Source organism: Spirosoma endophyticum (assembly GCF_900112365.1).
GTDB classification, from domain to species: Bacteria; Bacteroidota; Bacteroidia; order Cytophagales; family Spirosomataceae; genus Spirosoma; species Spirosoma endophyticum.
Genome location: NZ_FOLQ01000029.1, coordinates 1 through 18,623, shown reverse-complemented (window position 1 = coordinate 18,623; position 18,623 = coordinate 1). Strand labels below are relative to the sequence as shown.

Genomic DNA, 18,623 nt, shown 5'->3' with positions numbered 1-18,623 from the left:
TCCGCGCCAGCATACATAAATTCCTAACAACACATTATTCTCTATGAAAAGGCGTGAGTTCGCAAAATTATCCGGTCTTGGCGTAAGCGCGGCCCTGCTTCCTGCCGGGTTGCTGACCGGGCGCCGGGTTTCGGCGGAAGACCTGTTAAGTCCGTGGCTGGACGTAGCACTGAAGAAACGGCTGGCCGATGTGGCGCTGAATGCGGCTAAAAGCAAGGGTGCAACGTATGCGGATGTACGCATTGGCCGGTATCTGCGGCAATACCTGTTTACCCGCGAAAACAAGGTGCAGAATATCGTCAACTCGGAGTCGTATGGCATTGGTATTCGGGTCATTGCCAATGGCACCTGGGGGTTTGCCTCAACGAATGAGATGAGTGCCGAAAGCATTGCCAGATGTGCCGCAGAAGCCGTGGACATGGCGAAAGCCAATGCGGAAATCCAGTTAGAGCCCGTAGTGCTGGCACCCCAGAAAGGCTTCGGCGAAAAAACCTGGAAAACGCCCATCAAGAAAAATGCCTTTGAGATTCCGGTCAAGGAAAAGATAGACCTGCTTATGGAAGTGAATGGAGCTGCCATGAAAAATGGCGCTTCGTTCGTTACGTCCAATCTATTCTTTGTCAACGAACAGAAATATTTCGCATCGACCGATGGCTCGTACATCGATCAGGACATCCATCGGATGTGGCCCACCTTTACGGTTTCGGCCGTGAACAAGCAGACCGGGCGCTTCAAATCCCGCGACGCGCTGAGTGCGCCCATTGGCATGGGGTACGAATACTTATCGGATAATCCGGCCGAGAAAATTGTAATACCCAATGGGCCTACGACCTACCGGTATGCCTATAACATGATCGAGGATGCCACCGCAGCGGCTTTGCAGGCGAAGGAAAAGCTATCGGCGAAATCGGTACCGGCGGGCAAATACGACATGATTCTCGATCCGTCCAACCTGGGATTAACGATTCACGAATCCGTTGGTCATCCGCTGGAACTTGACCGCGTGCTTGGCTACGAAGCTAACCTGGCCGGAACCAGCTTCGCCACGATGGAAAAGCTGAAATCGAAGAATTTCCAGTACGGCAGCAAAATCGTCAATTTGAGAGCCGACAAAATTCAGCCGAATACCATGGGGCTCGTTGGCTACGACGATGAAGGCGTTCCGGGCAAACAGTGGGATCTGGTCAAAAACGGCATTCTGGTGAATTTTCAGGCCACCCGCGATCAGGTGCATTTATTGGGGGAAAAAGAATCGCAGGGGTGCAGTTTTGCCGAAAGCTGGGATAGTGTACAGTTTCAGCGGATGCCGAACGTATCGTTACAACCGGGGCTGGATAAATATAGCATTCACGACATGATCAAAGATACCGAGAAAGGCATTTACATTCTGGGCCGGGGCTCGTCGTCTATCGATCAGCAGCGGTATAACTTCCAGTTTAGTGGTCAGCTTTTCTACGAAATCAAGAATGGGGCCATTGTGGGTATGCTTGACGACGTAGCGTATCAGTCCAATACACAAGAGTTCTGGAATTCCTGCGCCCGCATCTGCGACAAAGACGATTACCGATTATTCGGTACGTTCTTCGACGGAAAAGGTCAGCCGGGTCAGGTAAGTGCCGTTTCGCACGGTTGCCCCACGACGCGCTTCAATGGCGTAAACGTTATCAATACCGGACGGAAGATTTAAAACAGTTTTCGGTTTTCGGTCGGCTGGCGCGTAAGTCATTTGTGCGTCAGCCAACCGAAAACTGTTAACCATAAACTTTTAAAAAAATGGCCATTTTATCTCAGGAAGAAGCCAGGAAAATTATAGATAAGGTTTTGAGTTATTCAAAAGCCGACGAAATGAAAGTCGAATTAACCGGCGGACGATCCGGCAACATTCGATTTGCCCGTAATTCGGTATCAACCGCCGGGGCTACCAACAATCTATCGCTGTCGGTCTCATCGGTATTCGGTAAGAAAACAGGTACGTCCGACATCAACGAATTCGACGATGCATCGCTGGAAAAAGCCGTTCGCCGGGCGGAGGAAATGGCCCGGCTGGCTCCCGAAAATCCGGAATACGTTCCTATGCCGGGGCCTCAAACCTACGCCACATCGCAGGCGTTCGCTGATACGACAGCTACGATCAAAGCACCAGACCGGGCCAAACTCGCAGGCGCCAGCATTAAATCCATCATGGCCAGTCAGTTGAGCGGGGCTGGTTTCCTGGAAGACTCGGCCAATTTCAACGCCATTGGCAATAGCAAAGGACTGGTCGGCTACCACAAAAGCACGAATGTTAATTTCTCGCTGACCATCCGTACACCGGATGGCACAGGATCTGGGTATGCCGCCGGTGACTTCAACGACGTCAGCAAACTGAATACGGGTGCCCTGACGGACGTAGCAATTCAAAAAGCAAAGGCGTCTCAAAAGGCTGTTGCGCTGGAGCCGGGAAAGTATACGGTCATTCTGGAGCCACTGGCCGCTGGTGAACTGGTTCAATTCATGATTAACGCGATGGACGCTCGTACGGCCGATGAAGGTCGAAGTTTTCTAAGTAAAAAAGGGGGCGGAACCCGATTGGGCGAAAAAATTCTTGATGAACGGGTTACCATCTATTCCGATCCTGCTAACGCACAGATTCCCAGTTCTCCTTTTTCTGGTGAAGGTTACCCGCATGAAAAAGTAACGTGGTTTGACAAAGGGGTGGTGAAAAATATGTCGTATTCGCCTTATTGGGCTCAGCAAAAAGGGGCTAAGCCAGTGCCACAACCCTCGGGTTTTGTCATGGAGGGCGGCACGCAATCCCTGGCTGATTTGATCAAAGGCACCGAAAAAGGCATTCTGGTCACACGCTTCTGGTATACCCGCTGGCTTGACCCACAAACGCTGCTCTACACGGGCCTGACCCGCGATGGTACGTTCTACATCGACAAAGGCCAGATCAAATATCCGGTCAAGAACTTCCGGTTCAACGAAAGCCCGGTTATTATGCTCAACAATTTGGAAGCGATGGGCATGCCAGTACGTACTCGCGGTAACCTGGTGCCGCCCTTGCGCATTCGTGATTTTACGTTCAGTAGCCTTTCGGATGCGGTATAGATTACTCTAAGAAACTACAGCGTCCTCACCCCTAAATCCCCTGAAGGGGAATTTCTTTAAGCGCGAACAAAGTCCCCTTCAGGGGATTTAGGGGTGAGGACGCTGTAACGAACCAATCAAGAATTAATTAGTAGCCATCATTCCTCTTTTCACCAACTCCATGAAAAAAACGATTGGACTGGCTCTGTCTTTAGCAACGGGAACTTTGCTCTATGGCCAGACGAGAGCGCAAAACGCAGAAGCAGCTCAGATAACGGCACTTCAGCGGCAAATTGCGGGTATGCAGCATCAGTTTGATGCCCTGGATAAAACCATTGACGACCTCACCTGGAGCCAGCGACTGGGCGATGCTACGTTGGTTGATAAGGTGATCATAACCGGGCCACCACCGGCCGTTATCAAAAATCCAACGGGTCAGGGCGCTAAAAATCCCGTTCGTTTTTCGGCTTACGTATTCATCCCGTCGAAGATTGACCCGGCCAAAAAATATCCCTTGCTGGTGCTTCCGCACGGCGGGGTGCATAGCAATTTCAACACGGCTTATGCACACATCATCAAGGAACTTACGGCGCAGGAATACGTAGTGATTGCGCCCGATTATCGGGGAAGTACGGGCTACGGCCAGGGCTTTTACCAGCTCATTGATTACGGCGGACTGGAAGTGGAGGACACGAAAAGCTGCCGGGACTACATGTTGGACAACTACGATTTCATCGACAAGAAACGCGTCGGCATTTTAGGGTGGAGCCACGGCGGTATGATTACGTTGCTTAATCTGTTCAACCATCCATCTGATTACGCCGTTGGCTATGCCGGTGTTCCTGTGAGCGATCTTATTGCCCGGATGGGATACAAGGGCCAGAGTTACCGCGATGCCTATTCCGCCGATTATCACATCGGAAAGTCTGCGGATCAGAACGTTGAAGAATACCGGAAGCGCTCGCCAGCCTGGAATGCCGAAAAACTGCAAACGCCCCTGCTCATTCATACCAACACCAATGACGAGGATGTGAACGTCCTGGAGGTCGAACATTTGATCAAATCCTTGAAGGCTGAAGGCAAAAAGTTTGAGTACGAAATTTATAAAGAGGCTCCGGGCGGGCACACGTTTAATCGGATTGACTCCTATGGCGCGAAGGAAAGCCGGATGAAAATTTATGATTTCCTGGCGCAATACCTCAAGCCGAACAAGAAATTTAAAGACGTGAAAGCGCTTATCGAAGCAAGTTATTTTCCAAAGTCTAGCAAGTAATCCCGAAAATCAACGGCCCGAAAAACTAGAACTTTCGGGCCGTTTTTTACATCTGTCCGAAACGAATATAGTCTGGTTTTACCAAAAGCTACGTAGCGTTAACCGCTGGTATGTAGTCGAAGAACTACTAGTGATACAGTAAGTTAACTTTGTCTTTTACAAACCGCTATAGCTAATCACAGACTGCTCTAGGTAGAATATATTACTAAATGAATAATTATTTTTATTTTGATTATATATAAAATTAAAAAATGATAAAAGTGATTTATCCAATATAATATGCTGTAAATTAAAATTTTAACAGAAGTTATTAGAACTTAGTTGGCTTACTTCTTACCGAAAGATAACCCACTCTTTTAATTCACCTAACGAAAAATACAGTGAATCGTCGCGACTTCAATCAACTTATGAGCATGGGGGCTGCCGGAATTTTACTCCCCACGCTGCCCGCCTTTTCCCGTACCATCACTGCTGAAGAATTAATGGAGCCCGGCCTAGACGTCTCCATTAAGAAACGCCTGGCCGATGCGGCTCTGAATGCTGCTACGTCAAAAGGGGCTATGTACGCTGATGTGCGCATTGGCCGCTACCTGAATCAATACGTTATGACTCGGGAAGACAAAGTACAGAACATCATCAACACGGAGTCATTCGGCGTGGGAGTTCGCGTTATTGCTAATGGTTGTTGGGGATTTGCCGCCATTGGCGACACTCAAAGTGAAGAAGCCGTAGCCAGAACGGCCGAGAGAGCAGTTGCTTTTGCCAAAGCCCATGCCAAGCTCCTGAAAAAACCAGTGCAGCTAGCGCCCCAGAAGGGCTTTGGCGAAGTATCCTGGAAAACGCCGGTTCAGAAACATTCATTTGAAATACCGGTCAAAGAGAAAACTGATTTGCTTTTAGCTGTCAATGGAGCAGCGATGGCCAACGGGGCCGATTTTGTCAATTCGGTGCTGTTTATGATCAATGAGCAGAAGTACTTCGCGTCGACCGATGGCTCGTATATAGATCAGGATGTCCATCGTATCTGGCCAAATTTCACCGTCACCGCCGTTGATAAAGCGAGTGGTCTGATGGCAACCCGGGATTCGCTGAGTGCGCCGATGGGCAGAAGCTACGACTACCTGCAAACCGCCCCTCCCGATCGCCTGACCGGGGTGACCACCCGCTACAATAAAGGCTACGACATGCTTGAAGATGCGACGGCAGCTGCTAAACAGGCTCGCCTGAAGTTAAAAGCCAAGACTGTGGAAGCGGGTAAATACGATCTGGTCTTGGACCCATCGCACACCTATCTGACTATTCATGAGTCGGTGGGGCACGCGACAGAACTGGATCGGGTATTGGGCTACGAAGCGAATCTGGCCGGTACGTCATTTGCAACGATTGACAAATGGCAGTCGAAGAATTTCAATTATGGTAGCAAAGAGGTGAACTTCTTCGCCGATAAAACGCAGCCCGGTTCGCTGGGCGATGTTGGCTGGGATGACGAAGGCGTCAAAACCAAACAGTGGGATATTATTAAGGATGGCATTCTGGTCAATTATCAGGCCATCCGCGATCAGGTACACATACTGGGAGAAACAGAGTCGCAGGGGTGCTGCTATGCCGACAGCTGGAGTACCGTTCAATTCCAGCGGATGGCAAATATTTCGTTAGCACCTGGCAAGGAACGGCTTACGGTCGATGAAATGATCAAGGACGTCAAGAAAGGCATTTACATCATTGGAGATGGGTCGTATTCGATTGATCAGCAGCGGTATAACTTTCAGTTTGGTGGTCAGTTGTTCTATGAAATCAAAGATGGGCAGATTGCCGGTATGCTTCGGGATGTCGCCTATCAATCCAACACGCAGGAATTCTGGAACTCGTGTGTAAAAGTGTGTGATGAGCGGGACTTTCGCCTGGGGGGAACCTTCTTCGATGGTAAAGGCCAGCCCGCCCAGATCAACTCGGTTTCGCACGGCAGCTCAACCGCCCGCTTCAACGGCGTAAACGTACTGAACACGTCACGGAAGATTTAATCCTCAACAACATGGCTATCATATCTCAAGAAGAAGCAAAGAAGATTCTGGATAAGGTTCTGTCCTTTTCCAAGGCGGATGAAATGAGTGTCAGCCTGAACGGGGGGCGGACCAGTAACATCCGGTATGCGCTCAACAGCGTTTCCTCCGGGGGCGAATTCGACAATATGTCGCTGTTGATTAGCGCAGGGATCGGTAAACGCCTGGGTTCGGCTACGGTCAACGAGTTCAGCGATCAGGCTATTGAACGAACGGTTCGACGCGCGGAAGAAATTGCCCGGTTAGCGCCCGAAAATTCGGAATATATGCCCATGATCGGGCCACAAAAATACCTGGATACGCCAACCTTTTCTGAAAATACGGCTAAAATGGACTCAGAATATCGTGCGCAGGTTGCTTTCGACAGCGTAGCACCGTGCATGGAAAAGAACCTGAGCGCAGCTGGTTTTTTACAGGATTCTACCGGATTTTCCGCTATCGCTAATAGCAAAGGATTGTTTGGCTATAACAAAGCCACCTCGGTCGATTTTTCGGTTACGGTTCGGACAGCCGATGCCAAAGGGTCTGGCTATGTTACCCGCGACTTTAATGATATAGCGAAACTGAATGCTGCCGACACCACCCAGATTGCCATGCAAAAAGCCATGGCGTCGACCAGTGCGCGAGCGATAGAACCCGGTAAATACACCGTCATTCTGGAGCCAACGGCCATGAGTACGTTGTTGCAGAGCATGATGTCGGGCATGGACACGCGCCTGGCCGATGAAGGTCGGAGCTTTTTGAGCAAAAAAGGGGGCGGCACCCGACTGGGTGAAAAACTGATCGACGAACGGATCACGATCTACTCTGACCCAACGAATCCCGATGCACCGAGTGAACCGTTTTCCGGCGATGGCCGAAGAGGGTTTGCCGCAATCAACTTTCTCGGTGGAGGGGGCGTTGGTGATGGGCGGCCGCAGGAGAAAGTAACCTGGTTCGACAAAGGGGTTGTTAAAAATATGAGCTATTCCCGCTTTTGGGCCGATAAGAAAGGGGTAAAAGCTATTCCCCCACCAACTGGATTTATTATGCAGGGCGGCAACCAGTCGCTGGCCGACATGATAAAAAGTACCGAGCGAGGTATTCTGGTGACCCGTCTTTGGTACGTTCGGATGGTCGATCCGAAAACGTTGTTGCAAACGGGACTAACCCGAGATGGTACGTTCTACATCGAAAATGGTCAGATCAAATTTCCGGTCAAAAATTTCCGCTTCAATGAAAGTGCGGTCATTGTGCTGAATAATGTAGAATCTTTGGGCAGGCCCATACGGATGAATGGCAACATGATTCCGCCCGTAAAAGCCCGTGACTTTACATTTACCAGCTTGTCGGATGCCATATAAATCAAGTGCATTGGCCTTCTTCAGGAATCAATTTGCCTGAAGAAGGCCAGTGCAAACACGTAACAGAAAATTCACAGAATGCTCTTTAGGGCTTTCGCTACGTGCCGAGAGGGGATAACTCGTGTGGCCGTTGCCATCGACTCATTACATCACTAACAGGAAATCGCCGGTCTGTGCTAATACTTCCACGCATAAACTGAAGGCAATCCCCATATCTTTTCTGACGGCAAATTTGATCACCTTCATCGATCTGACCATGTGTTTCTTTATGGCATTGTTGGATACACCCAAGATCTGAGCAGCTTCTTCGTAAGTTTTATCCTGTTGTCGGCATAATTTAAATACGGTGCGGCTTTGTGGGGGTAATGTATCCAGAACAGTTTGTAGAAATTGCTGATATTCTTTTGACAAGAGAAATTCTTCCGTATAATTAGTTGATAAACAATAGCTTCTCAAAACTTCCGCTTTTATGCGATCTTCAACAGCGGTTCGTTTAAGATAATTAAATGTATAATTTTTAGTGATTGTGAAGAGATAGGATTTAAAGGAGTTGATCTCCTGAATTGCATACCGATCCTCCCATATTTTCATGAAAACTTCCTGGCAGATGTCATTCGAAAGTTCAGCGGATTTTATGAACTTATAAATGAACCGGTAAATATCAGGACGATAAAAATCGTGTAGCTTGTTGAAGGCTTTTTCGTTTCCAGTTGCGATTTGGTCAAGCAGGATGCTTTCGTTGGAAAAAGTCATTTAATAAAGCTGGTTAGAGGAGTTATGATATGAGCATTTACGATTTTGACTCAATGCAAACACTTTACAGGCTAACTGTCCGAAAAACAGATGATCATTTATAGTGATCTTATAATTTCACTATAAAAGCACGTTTATTTAAAATTTTATTTTTACCATCTATTAAATATAAGAATTTTATTCTCCAAAAAGGTATAATTAAAAATTAAATAGCTGTTCTTGATTACATAGTGAGAAACGATAAGAATTTTATGGTACGATCATTTAAGCACAGTCCCCATTGATCCACTCATGTAGATAAACATCGTAGTGACCTCAGTGCTAATAGGTCAGCGATGGGGGTGTTGCGGTTGAGTCGTCGGTAGTAGTGTTGCTTCACTGAACTCTCCGGTAGCGGTACAATTTTTGTCTTTAAGAGAGTCGCAATCCCTTTTTTGGTAGTCCAAAGTCACTACTTCGTTCAGTAGCATTGATTCAAAGCTGTCTTTATAGCTACGTTAGTTTTGCTCGGTTTTATTGCGGGGCAAGTGCTCGTCAACTATTTACTCAAAATCAGTATTAATGAACAAGTATAGAAGAACTGGGCTCATAGTCATGACCTTTCTGTCCATTTCATGGAGCGGGTTTGGTCAGGGATTGAGCGATTCGGTCGCAGTGGTGGCGCCGGGTGCTACGGTCAAGAAAATTTCTGATCAGTTTGCCTTTACGGAAGGGCCGGCTGTCGATAAGAAAGGCGTGATTTATTTCACCGATCAGCCCAACGATAAAATCTGGAAGTATGACACAGACGGTACGCTGTCACTCTACATGGATAAAACGGGTCGTTCCAATGGGTTATATTTCGACAAAGCAGGTAACCTGATTTCCTGTGCCGATGAGAAAGACGAGTTATGGTCCATCAGCCCCGATAAGAAAATTACTGTCTTGATGACCGATTATAAAGGCCAGCGAATGAACGGTCCCAATGATTTGTGGCTCGATCCGAAAGGTGGTATTTACTTCACCGACCCTTATTACCAACGAGATTACTGGGAGCGGAAAAAGCCCGATATCGACGGCCAGAAAGTTTATTATTTGCCCAAAGGTCAAAAGGAAGCTATTCTCATGGATGGCGATTTGATGCAACCCAATGGCATTGTTGGTACGCCCGATGGCAAGTACCTATACGTAGCGGATATTCGAGCCAGTAAAACCTATAAGTACGAGATCAAGCCTGATGGTACGTTGACAAATCGTCAGTTATACGTAGCGCAGGGGTCAGATGGTATGACGCTGGATAGTCAGGGTAATTTATACCTGAGTGGAAAGGGCGTTACGGTTTATGATCCAACTGGAAAAAAGATGGGTAATATCCCGGTGCCGTCGCGGTGGGTTGGTAATATTTGTTTTGGTGGAAAAGACCGCAAAACCTTATTCATAACCGCAACCGAGTCCATCTATACGTTACAGATGAAAGCGAAAGGGGTAGAATAGAAGCTGTAAGGAATAGAGCGCAGATGACGGCGTTTGAACTGATCTTAACTGATTTTTATCATAATAAATCAGTTTAATCGGCGTCATCTGCGTTCCAACTTTGGCGATCTAATGTAAGGGTCGCCCTTTAATCATGCCGCCTTTTGCATCGTCGATACCGTGATTAATAATGAACGCGCTATTATCAATCACATCGATTCTATCTTTCAGGCGCGTTAACTCAAGGCGCGTTACTACGGTGTAAAGTATACTCGTATCCTGTTCGCGAGGGCCGCGCTTGCCATATCCTTTTTCACCTTTGAAAACTGTAACGCCCCGCCCCATTTCTTCCGTAATCATATGGCGAATGGCTTCATGATGATCAGAAACAATAATGATGGCCGTATATTCCTCAATACCGTGGATAAGAAAATCAACCGTTTTTGAGGCCGCCAGGTACGTTAGCATGGCGTAGAGCGCTGTTTCGACATTGATCAATATGGCTGCCGAACCAAAAATCAGTACGTTGATCAGCATGATCACATCACCAACCGTCAGTGGAGAGCGTCGGCTAATCCAGATGGCCAGTACTTCCGTGCCGTCCAGAACGCCCCCGCCCCGCATTGCTAATCCAATACCTGCTCCCAGAAAGAATCCGCCAAAAACCGAGATGAGGAGTTTGTCATTCGTGACCATTGGGTAAGGCACAAACACTAAACAGATGGCTAACAAGCCAATGGCGATTATCGTACGAATGGCAAAACTGAGGGACATTTGTTTGTATCCCATCCAGATAAATGGAATATTGACCAAGATGATCAACACTGCCAGATCAACACCAGTTGTAATTTCGATGAGCAGCGAAATGCCCATGGCGCCACCATCCAGAAAATTATTGGGTAATAAAAACCCTTTCAGGCCCATACCCGCACATAGCACGCCCGCACACAGAAACCCTAGGTCTTTCAGCCAGCGGGCCCAGGATTGGGACGTAGAAGTAAGTGTAAGTTGAGAGGTCATAATGCATAATGAGGATGCGTTAAACTCGATATCGTTTAAGTGTCAGCAATAAGGCAGGCAACAGAACCAGATTCGTTAGGCAGGCCATTAAAACTGTTGTGGCGACAAGAACACCTAGCGCGGCTGTTCCACCGAAACTCGACGCGGCAAAGACGCCAAAGCCACCCGCCAGAATTAAAGCGGTATAAATCAGGCTAATGCCGGTTTCATGGATGGCGGCCGTGATCGCTGCCGTTGGGGCTAAGCCTAGCTCAAGCTGTCGTCGGTAGCTGGTCAGGAAATAGACCGTGCCATCGGACGCTAGGCCAAACGCGATACTGAAAATCAAAATAGTTGAGGGTTTGAAGGGAATGCCCGCAAACCCCATAATGCCCGCTGTCACCACTAAAGGAATTAGACAGGGCAGTTTGGAGAGCAGAATAATGGGAATCGACCGAAAAAGGATCATCCCGACCAGCGCAATCAGCAAAATGGCAATCAGAAGACTTTCGTAGAGGTTATCCAGCAGGTAATCATTGCTTTGCAGAAAAACCAGACTGTGACCCGTCAGACTCACTTTGTAGGGCGTACCAGCGAACAGCGAATCGACCCGGGGACGCAGACTGGCCATCACCGCTTTTAGTTTGGTAGACCCAATGTCAGCCATCTGATAGCTTACCCGTGTTGCCTGCCGCGTGCTGTCCAGAAATGAATTTACCATCGATGACTGCGTACTACCCGCCGATTTTGGGCCAATTAATGTGGCATTGTCCGACAGCTTTTTCAATTCCATCGCAGGGGGCAATACGTAGTAACGCGGATCGCCACCCCGGTGAATCTGGTAGGCAAACCGAATGGCATCGACCAGCGAGCTTGATTTAGAAAACTCCGGGTACTGCGCCATGATTTTCTCCAGCGCCCGCACCTTATACAATGCCCGTCCAGCTCCGGCAAAAACACCGTTTGGCTGGCCTGTATCGATCATGATTTCCAGGGGTAACGCGCCTTTGAACTGCTTCTCTATGAATCGAAGATCCGTATAAACCGGGTCGTTCTTCGGCAGGTCATCCACTACGTAGCCTTCTACCCGGATGAGCGTTAGGCCTACGGCACTTACCAGCGTGACAATTCCTATGGCCAGATAAATTACTTTCTGCCGATTATGTACCAGATAGTCAACGCGGTTGAGGAGTGATCGCCAGCCTTCACCCCGAATCGTTTTGAGTTTTGCCTCTTTGGGAACAGGCAGATAGCTTAACAGAATCGGTACCATCAGCAAACAAATGACGTACACCACCATGACCGAAATCGCAGCTACAACGCCAAATTCCATCAACAACCGGCTGTTGGTAAAGTAAAACACACCAAAGCCAATGGCGGTTGTTACGTTGGCCAATAATGAAGACAAACCAATCTGACGGATCATGACGTCAAGTGCCTGTTGCTTATTGCCGTGTAGCGCTAGTTCTTCGTGGTATTTATTGACCATGAAAACGCAGTTCGGTACGCCAATAACAATCAATAGGGGAGGTAGCAGGCCCGTGAGCAGGGTAAGTTCATAGCCAAAAAGAGACAGCGTTCCAAGGGTGAACGCAACACCCATTGCCACAACGAGCATCGATATCCAGACCACGCGCCCCGATTTGAATAAAATCCAGACCATAATGCCGGTTACCAGAGCCGCCAGCGCCATAAACAGCTTCATTTCGCCACCCACTTTCTTCATCACCTCCGTTCGGATAGAAGGCATCCCCGAATAGTGAAGGTCAATGCTGTTCTTCTCGGCAAACGCCTGGCCGAAGCGACGAATGCTATCGACAACGGCGATACGTGCCTTCGAGTTGAGTTTTTTCTCATCGAAAGAAATCGCCATCAGCGTTGCTTTTGTCTTCTGGTTAAAGAGCAAGCCCTCATAAAACGGCAACGACAGGACCTGCTTTTTCAGGCTGTCAACTTCCACCTGCGTCTGGGGATACTGTTTTATGAGTGGCTTAACGCCCCAGGCTGTCCCCTGTTTCTCAAGCGTATACAGACTGGTGGTCGATAATACCTGTTTGACACCGTACATTTTTTTCATCTGCTCCGTCAGCTTGTACCAGTCCTGATAAACCGGCAGATCAAACCAGCGGTCGCTTTGCCAGCCAATCACCATAAGGGTACCGTCAGCGCCGAATCGCTTTTTGAAGCTTTCGTAGTGCTGTTGGGTAGAGTCGGAGAGGGGAAGTACCCGTTGAATTTGATACGACAACTGAATACGAGTACCCAAAAAGGCCATTACTACGGTCGACAAGGCCAATAAAATCAACCAGAGTGTCCGATGAGAAAGAATAGCGCGGGCTACAGAAGACCACATAAATGAAGAAGTTAATAAAGCAGAGGTTGTTCAGCAGAAAACGTTGATGACCGGAAGCCCGAACTACGTATCGAACTTGACCCAACATTCCCACTAAGTAACGACGAACTAGTGATTGCCAGATACAGAAAAACCAGCCCGGCGTAATTCGGAAGAAGAAATACCAGCAGGTTACGGGGCAAATGAGCCTATCAGGGGGCGTTGATGGTAATCTGGTGTTCGAAAATGGGACGCAGAAAGCCAAAAACAAAATAAGACCGGTGTACGTAGCCCGATATGTTCAGGATCAGGGTCCGATAGAAAACCGGAACTAATGGCGGCAAAAAGCCCGGTGAAGAAAGAAAGGAAAAGCCCGCTAACGGGCTAAGCAAGGCAATGGGTGCATGGGTATGAACGACAGACGCGTAATCTGAAGCCCCCTTATCCAATGACCACGGATGCGTACTGGAAATAACGGCTTGCCGCTCATTTTCTAATACAATTTCGGCCGAACGGGCGGGCAAAACGACCAGCAGCCAGATTGCCATCAGGCTGCCCAACCACTTTATTTTTTGCCATATGCGTCCGTTTTGAGCCATCTAATTAAGTAGTTAGAAAACAGCTTAGTCAACGGTTTAACCGTTGACCAAGCCCCGGCAGGTAAGGCTACTACGTTCTTAAGCCGTCGCGCCTTCCTTCAATCGTTCGGCATTTTCAGCAATACGGAGTTGCTCGATAAATTCGCCAATACCGCCATCCATTACGGCAGGAAGATTATAAACGGTCAGGCCAATCCGGTGATCGGTGACGCGGCTTTGTGGATAATTATACGTCCTGATTTTGTCGGAACGGTCGCCACTGCCCACCATCGTTTTACGCTGTGAGGCAATTGCGGCATTATGCTTCTGCAATTCGATTTCGTAAAGTCGCGAACGTAGCACGGTCAACGCTTTATCGAAGTTTTTCAACTGCGAGCGCTCATCCTGACATTGTACAACCAGACCTGTTGGAATGTGCGTTAATCGAACGGCCGAATACGTCGTGTTAACCGACTGACCACCAGCACCCGACGAACAAAATGTATCTTTGCGGATGTCGTTCATATTAATTTCAACATCGACCTCTTCGGCTTCGGGAAGCACGGCGACGCTGGCCGCTGACGTGTGAATACGTCCCTGCGTTTCGGTAGCCGGTACGCGCTGAACCCGGTGAACGCCCGATTCAAATTTCAGTTTACCATATACATCGTCACCTTCGACTTCCGTGATAATTTCTTTGTAGCCGCCCGACGTGCCTTCTGTAAAGTCAACCAGCGACATTCTCCAGCCCATTTTTTCGCAGAAGCGTTGGTACATTCGGAAAATATCGCCCGCGAAAATGGCGGCTTCGTCGCCCCCGGTGCCACCCCGAATTTCCAGAATGACGTTTTTACTATCGTTCGGATCTTTCGGCATCAGCATTTCTTTGAGGAGCTCTTCCTGCGCATCCCGGCGAGGTAGTAATTCGTCCAGTTCGGCTTTGGCTAATTCGCGGAAATCTTCGTCCTTTTCGGTCGCGATGATTTGTTTGGCATTGTCAATCTCTTCGAGCAGTTGCGTATACGCCTTATACTGCACGACAATCTTTTCTAAATCTTTATATTCCTTGCTAAGCTTCATGAACCGTTTCTGGTCTGAAACGGCCTCGGGCTGCACAATCTGTTGAGATACTTCGTTGAAGCGTTCGCTGATGGCTTCTAACTGGTCAAGCATAAGTTATACCTATTTTTGTCACTCTGCTGGAATGACAAGGGAGAGCATTTTTAGATACTAAAAAACAAAATTACGAAAATCCCGTCAGTCTGGCTTTGTTTTACCGAAGTGCAACCAAGCCATCAACGGTATCGTTTGCTACGTAAATGACGAAACGCAACCATATTAAGTTCCTGTTTATGATACGTCCCTGGCTGCTTTTGGGCCTATTAATCAGCTTTTTGTCGTCCTGTAATCCCGAACGGGTAAAATATACCAAGGAGTTGAAAGCGGAGATGGCTGATTCGAAAATCAAGCGGATCACGAACGCCGATCTGATTCAGACGGTAGATAATCTGGGTGCAAAAGTGAGTGCCACGATCCAGAAAGAGTTAGCCGCCCAGCTTCAAAAAACGACCGATCCTGCTGAACGGGCCAAACTTTGCCAGTTACAAAACCTGCCCCGAACGAAAGCCATCGCTAATCAGTACGTCCTCGACATTCGTCTGCTTGGCCCGGCTGATATTCAGAATAAAGCCCTGAACCCAAAAGAGCGCGAGATTCTTGATGCGTATTTGTATAACGCTAAACAGAAATTATCACCGATTTCGAACATTCAGAAAATCAACGATACGTCATTTGTTTATAACACGGCCGTTCCATCTGACAGCCCGATTTGTGAAGCCTGTTTCGGCAAGCAGGACGTACCGTTTGCCGTCTGGCACTTAGGTTTTCGGAAGCGCGAAGTGATTAGGCGTATGCAGGCGACGAAGAAGAAATGATTTACAATGTATCAGCCCAGTCAATCAGTCGTTTTGCCGATTCAGCCGGATTATCCTCTTTAATTTCAAGTGGGTGAATTCGGCTTGGATCACGCTGGGAGAGACCATGCAAATAGGCTTTGTCGTAGTAATCCAGTGTGAGGTCAGTCACGGTTGCATAGTCATGATGCGTGAGTGCCTCCAGCGCATCTTTGGTAGCTTTCCCACCGAGCCGCTTCCGAATGCGTTCAGTAGCTTCCATTAGTAGGCCGTGATCTATGGCTCCATACTCAGCTACCAGACGGTTGATCCGTATCACTTTTGGCACGTCGACAAAAGCAACCGGGGCGACTCTCATCTGTTGCCAAAGCGGCATTGGAATGAAACACGAACCAACATTGCGGCTTTCGTCTTCAAGCCAGATACGCCGATTCCGATCCAGGTTTCGCCACGTAGCAAATAGTTGATTTTCGTACTGCTCGGTTGCGGGCTGTGGGAGTTGCCCAATGCCGCCGTAGGATGAGCCTTTATGATGAGCCAGCCCTTCCAGATCAATGATTTGTTCGCCCTGACGAGCTAATTCTTTTAGAATGTCTGTTTTGCCACTGCCAGTTTTACCCCCTAAAATAATAAGATTGCGCGGTTCGGAAAAAGCGGTGAGAACGGTGTTTCGATACGCTTTGTAGCCGCCAATGAGCGTCGAAGCCGTCAGGCCAGCGGTGTCTAATAGCCAGGCAAACGACCCACTGCGCATGCCGCCCCGCCAGCAATGCACGAGTACTTCCTTACTTTGCGGATTGATTTTCTTCGACTGCTTCGCGAATCCTGCCAGTTTTGGCCCGACCAGTTCAAGACCCAGAATCACAGCCGCATCTTTCCCTGCGTTTTTGTATTTGGTGCCAACCTGCGCCCGTTCGTCATTATCGAATAGGGGAATACTCACCGCACCGGGAATATGCGCATGGTCATACTCACCCGGCGATCGAACGTCGATTACGGGCAGCGTCTCCGCCTTTGTAAGAAATTCTTCGACGGAAAGTTGATGAACCATTCTGAACCGGGATTTTTATGATTAAAATGATTTTCTTGATTATTTGTAAAAATCATAGTCAGTCAAGTAAATCCTATAAATCCCGGTTCAGACAGCGCAAATACATCTGAATCGTGTTTTCTAACCCAAAATAAAGTGCGTCACTAATGAGCGCATGGCCAATAGAGACTTCCTGCAGACCAGGAATTTTCTGGTTGAAAAATTGCAGATTCTCTAAACTCAAATCGTGCCCTGCATTTATTCCCAGACCGAGCTCATTAGCGCGCATGGCAGCGCGTACGAAAGGCGTAACTGCAGCTTCGCGGTCGTCGGCGTAGTGGGTGGCATAAGGTTCGGTATACAACTCAATCCGGTCGGTGCCAACGGCTTTAGCGCCTTCAACCATGCGTTCGTCGGCGTCCACAAAAATAGATACGCGAATCCCATCGGCTTTGAACGTATCGATTAAGTAGCGGAGATGGTCGGCATGACGAACTGTGTCCCAACCGGCATTGGACGTAATGGCGTCGGGCGCATCGGGAACGAGCGTAACCTGTTCAGGACGAACGCGTTTGACCAACTCAATAAACCGCTCGTCGGGATTGCCTTCGATGTTGAACTCGGTGGTAACAACCTCCTTCAAATCCAGTACGTCCTGATAGCGAATATGCCGCTCGTCGGGGCGTGGGTGAACGGTGATGCCCTGTGCACCAAACCGTTCGCAATCAAGTGCAACTTTTACCAGATTAGGGTTATTGCCGCCACGCGCATTCCGAATGGTAGCAATTTTATTGATGTTAACGCTTAGACGAGTCATCTTTTTTAAAGAGCGAAAGAGTGAATGAGCGAAAGGGTGATTAGGCTCATTGGTTTCGTAACTTTGTCAAAAGTATGAAGGTTCACGGCTAGTTCGTCGCTCTTTCGCTCATTCACTCTTTTGCTTTTATAATTATGTCTTTGAAACAACAAATTGACGCTGATATTAAGCAGGCTATGCTGGCTAAAGATCAGACGAAACTTCGGGCCTTGCGGGCAGTGAAGTCCATGATTTTGCTTGAAGAAACCAAAGAAGGCCAAACCGGCGAGCTAAAACCCGAAGACGAAACCCGGATTTTGACCAAAGCCGTGAAGCAACGGAAAGATTCTGCTGATATTTATCGCCAGCAAAATCGTCCGGATTTATTAGAAGTTGAAGAAGCTGAAATCGCCGTTATTGAACAGTTTCTGCCCAAACAACTCTCGGAAGATGAGTTGAAGGTGAAATTGCAGGCCATTATGACACGTATTGGCGCATCGGTTCCCTCAGATATTGGTAAGCTTATGGGCGTAGCAACGAAAGAACTTGCTGGCCAGACGGATGGGAAAGCCATCTCGGCCATGGCGAAGCAATTATTATCATAAGCGAAACCGGGCCGCCGGAGCGGAGCGAAAGAATGAAAGGGCGAATAAGAGTCACAAATCATTCAATCGCTCCGCTCCGGCCTTTAGGTTTGAGGGCTGGTAAGAAACCAAGATTTGGGTAGCTTGCCAGACAGACAACCGAGCGGGCTTCCCTAGCGTCTCCGGCCAGGCTCGCAACCTATGGGCCGATTCAGGTCCCGCTCGGTCTTTCTTACTTAACCTCGAATAGAAATTAGGGTGTTGTGACCCATTAGCAAGGTAGCGAGTGATGAGTAAGCTGTCTGATTGTCGAACCATAAAATTAAGCACTTCAATGGACATTCGCCATTTCATTGGGATTGATGTTTCTAAGAACACTCTTGACTGGGCTGTTTACGCGAATAAAGGCATCATCTGGCAAATTCAATCGGAAAACTCACC

The 18,623-nt window shown here is 48.2% G+C and carries 15 protein-coding genes; 8 read left to right on the top strand and 7 right to left on the bottom strand.

Going from position 1 to position 18,623, the window contains the following annotated elements; all coding sequences use genetic code 11:
• Positions 1 to 43: 43 nt before the first annotated feature.
• From BM202_RS32440 to BM202_RS32420, 5 genes are all read left to right on the top strand, one after another.
• On the top strand, positions 44 to 1,687 hold the full coding sequence (locus tag BM202_RS32440; protein WP_093834096.1) for a TldD/PmbA family protein: 1,644 nt from the start codon (positions 44 to 46) through the stop codon (positions 1,685 to 1,687).
• An 86-nt stretch (positions 1,688 to 1,773) separates the two neighbouring features.
• On the top strand, positions 1,774 to 3,090 hold the full coding sequence (locus tag BM202_RS32435; protein WP_093834094.1) for a TldD/PmbA family protein: 1,317 nt from the start codon (positions 1,774 to 1,776) through the stop codon (positions 3,088 to 3,090).
• A 160-nt stretch (positions 3,091 to 3,250) separates the two neighbouring features.
• Entirely contained in the window at positions 3,251 to 4,342 is a 1,092-nt protein-coding gene (locus BM202_RS32430; RefSeq protein ID WP_093834092.1) for an alpha/beta fold hydrolase, read from the top strand.
• A 380-nt stretch (positions 4,343 to 4,722) separates the two neighbouring features.
• Positions 4,723 to 6,363 (top strand): TldD/PmbA family protein, encoded by a 1,641-nt coding sequence (locus BM202_RS32425; RefSeq protein ID WP_093834090.1) that lies wholly within the window; start codon positions 4,723 to 4,725, stop codon positions 6,361 to 6,363.
• An 11-nt stretch (positions 6,364 to 6,374) separates the two neighbouring features.
• The gene (locus BM202_RS32420; protein ID WP_093834088.1) at positions 6,375 to 7,745 is read left to right on the top strand and encodes a TldD/PmbA family protein; all 1,371 of its coding nucleotides are present in this window, start codon (positions 6,375 to 6,377) and stop codon (positions 7,743 to 7,745) included.
• A 144-nt stretch (positions 7,746 to 7,889) separates the two neighbouring features.
• Here BM202_RS32420 and BM202_RS32415 read toward each other — a convergent pair whose 3' ends face one another.
• Positions 7,890 to 8,498 (bottom strand): RNA polymerase sigma factor, encoded by a 609-nt coding sequence (locus tag BM202_RS32415; RefSeq protein WP_093834086.1) that lies wholly within the window; start codon positions 8,496 to 8,498, stop codon positions 7,890 to 7,892.
• Positions 8,499 to 9,092: 594 nt separating this feature from the next.
• Here BM202_RS32415 and BM202_RS32410 point away from each other — a divergent pair.
• Positions 9,093 to 9,971, top strand: coding sequence for an SMP-30/gluconolactonase/LRE family protein (locus tag BM202_RS32410; RefSeq protein ID WP_245776894.1), 879 nt, complete (start codon positions 9,093 to 9,095; stop codon positions 9,969 to 9,971).
• A 108-nt stretch (positions 9,972 to 10,079) separates the two neighbouring features.
• Here BM202_RS32410 and BM202_RS32405 read toward each other — a convergent pair whose 3' ends face one another.
• The 4 genes from BM202_RS32405 to prfA all read right to left on the bottom strand — a co-directional run bounded on the left by BM202_RS32405 (position 10,080) and on the right by prfA (position 15,032).
• A complete protein-coding gene (locus tag BM202_RS32405; protein WP_093834082.1) occupies positions 10,080 to 10,970 on the bottom strand; it encodes a YitT family protein in 891 nt (296 codons plus the stop codon).
• A gap of 19 nt (positions 10,971 to 10,989) precedes the next feature.
• Positions 10,990 to 13,302, bottom strand: coding sequence for an efflux RND transporter permease subunit (locus BM202_RS32400; RefSeq protein WP_093834080.1), 2,313 nt, complete (start codon positions 13,300 to 13,302; stop codon positions 10,990 to 10,992).
• Between the two features lie 191 nt (positions 13,303 to 13,493).
• Positions 13,494 to 13,880, bottom strand: a complete 387-nt coding sequence (locus BM202_RS32395) for a hypothetical protein (RefSeq protein ID WP_093834078.1) — start codon at positions 13,878 to 13,880, stop codon at positions 13,494 to 13,496.
• A 78-nt stretch (positions 13,881 to 13,958) separates the two neighbouring features.
• Positions 13,959 to 15,032: a peptide chain release factor 1 gene (gene prfA / locus BM202_RS32390; protein ID WP_093834076.1), complete on the bottom strand. Its 1,074-nt coding sequence runs from the start codon at positions 15,030 to 15,032 to the stop codon at positions 13,959 to 13,961.
• A gap of 146 nt (positions 15,033 to 15,178) precedes the next feature.
• On the opposite strand from prfA, the gene BM202_RS32385 reads away from it, so the two are divergent.
• A complete protein-coding gene (locus tag BM202_RS32385; protein WP_093834074.1) occupies positions 15,179 to 15,793 on the top strand; it encodes a hypothetical protein in 615 nt (204 codons plus the stop codon).
• Between the two features lies 1 nt (position 15,794).
• On the opposite strand, the gene mnmH is transcribed toward BM202_RS32385, so the two are convergent.
• Entirely contained in the window at positions 15,795 to 16,823 is a 1,029-nt protein-coding gene (gene mnmH / locus BM202_RS32380; protein WP_093834072.1) for a tRNA 2-selenouridine(34) synthase MnmH, read from the bottom strand.
• Between the two features lie 73 nt (positions 16,824 to 16,896).
• The gene (locus tag BM202_RS32375) at positions 16,897 to 17,619 is read right to left on the bottom strand and encodes a pyridoxine 5'-phosphate synthase (RefSeq protein WP_093834070.1); all 723 of its coding nucleotides are present in this window, start codon (positions 17,617 to 17,619) and stop codon (positions 16,897 to 16,899) included.
• Positions 17,620 to 17,753: 134 nt separating this feature from the next.
• Between BM202_RS32375 and BM202_RS32370 the strand changes: the two genes are divergently transcribed.
• Positions 17,754 to 18,203, top strand: coding sequence for a GatB/YqeY domain-containing protein (locus tag BM202_RS32370; RefSeq protein ID WP_093834068.1), 450 nt, complete (start codon positions 17,754 to 17,756; stop codon positions 18,201 to 18,203).
• Positions 18,204 to 18,623: the final 420 nt, after the last annotated feature.

What these genes read in the sequence shown, in the direction of transcription:
- BM202_RS32430 (WP_093834092.1), top strand. Translation starts at nt 3,251, where the DNA reads ATGAAAAAAACGATTGGACTGGCTCTGTCTTTAGCAACGGGAACTTTG.
- BM202_RS32440 (WP_093834096.1), top strand. Translation starts at nt 44, where the DNA reads ATGAAAAGGCGTGAGTTCGCAAAATTATCCGGTCTTGGCGTAAGCGCG.
- BM202_RS32375 (WP_093834070.1), bottom strand. Translation starts at nt 17,619, where the DNA reads ATGACTCGTCTAAGCGTTAACATCAATAAAATTGCTACCATTCGGAAT.
- BM202_RS32370 (WP_093834068.1), top strand. Translation starts at nt 17,754, where the DNA reads ATGTCTTTGAAACAACAAATTGACGCTGATATTAAGCAGGCTATGCTG.
- BM202_RS32435 (WP_093834094.1), top strand. Translation starts at nt 1,774, where the DNA reads ATGGCCATTTTATCTCAGGAAGAAGCCAGGAAAATTATAGATAAGGTT.
- BM202_RS32420 (WP_093834088.1), top strand. Translation starts at nt 6,375, where the DNA reads ATGGCTATCATATCTCAAGAAGAAGCAAAGAAGATTCTGGATAAGGTT.
- prfA (WP_093834076.1), bottom strand. Translation starts at nt 15,032, where the DNA reads ATGCTTGACCAGTTAGAAGCCATCAGCGAACGCTTCAACGAAGTATCT.
- BM202_RS32385 (WP_093834074.1), top strand. Translation starts at nt 15,179, where the DNA reads ATGACGAAACGCAACCATATTAAGTTCCTGTTTATGATACGTCCCTGG.
- mnmH (WP_093834072.1), bottom strand. Translation starts at nt 16,823, where the DNA reads ATGGTTCATCAACTTTCCGTCGAAGAATTTCTTACAAAGGCGGAGACG.
- BM202_RS32415 (WP_093834086.1), bottom strand. Translation starts at nt 8,498, where the DNA reads ATGACTTTTTCCAACGAAAGCATCCTGCTTGACCAAATCGCAACTGGA.
- BM202_RS32400 (WP_093834080.1), bottom strand. Translation starts at nt 13,302, where the DNA reads ATGTGGTCTTCTGTAGCCCGCGCTATTCTTTCTCATCGGACACTCTGG.
- BM202_RS32410 (WP_245776894.1), top strand. Translation starts at nt 9,093, where the DNA reads ATGACCTTTCTGTCCATTTCATGGAGCGGGTTTGGTCAGGGATTGAGC.
- BM202_RS32395 (WP_093834078.1), bottom strand. Translation starts at nt 13,880, where the DNA reads ATGGCTCAAAACGGACGCATATGGCAAAAAATAAAGTGGTTGGGCAGC.
- BM202_RS32405 (WP_093834082.1), bottom strand. Translation starts at nt 10,970, where the DNA reads ATGACCTCTCAACTTACACTTACTTCTACGTCCCAATCCTGGGCCCGC.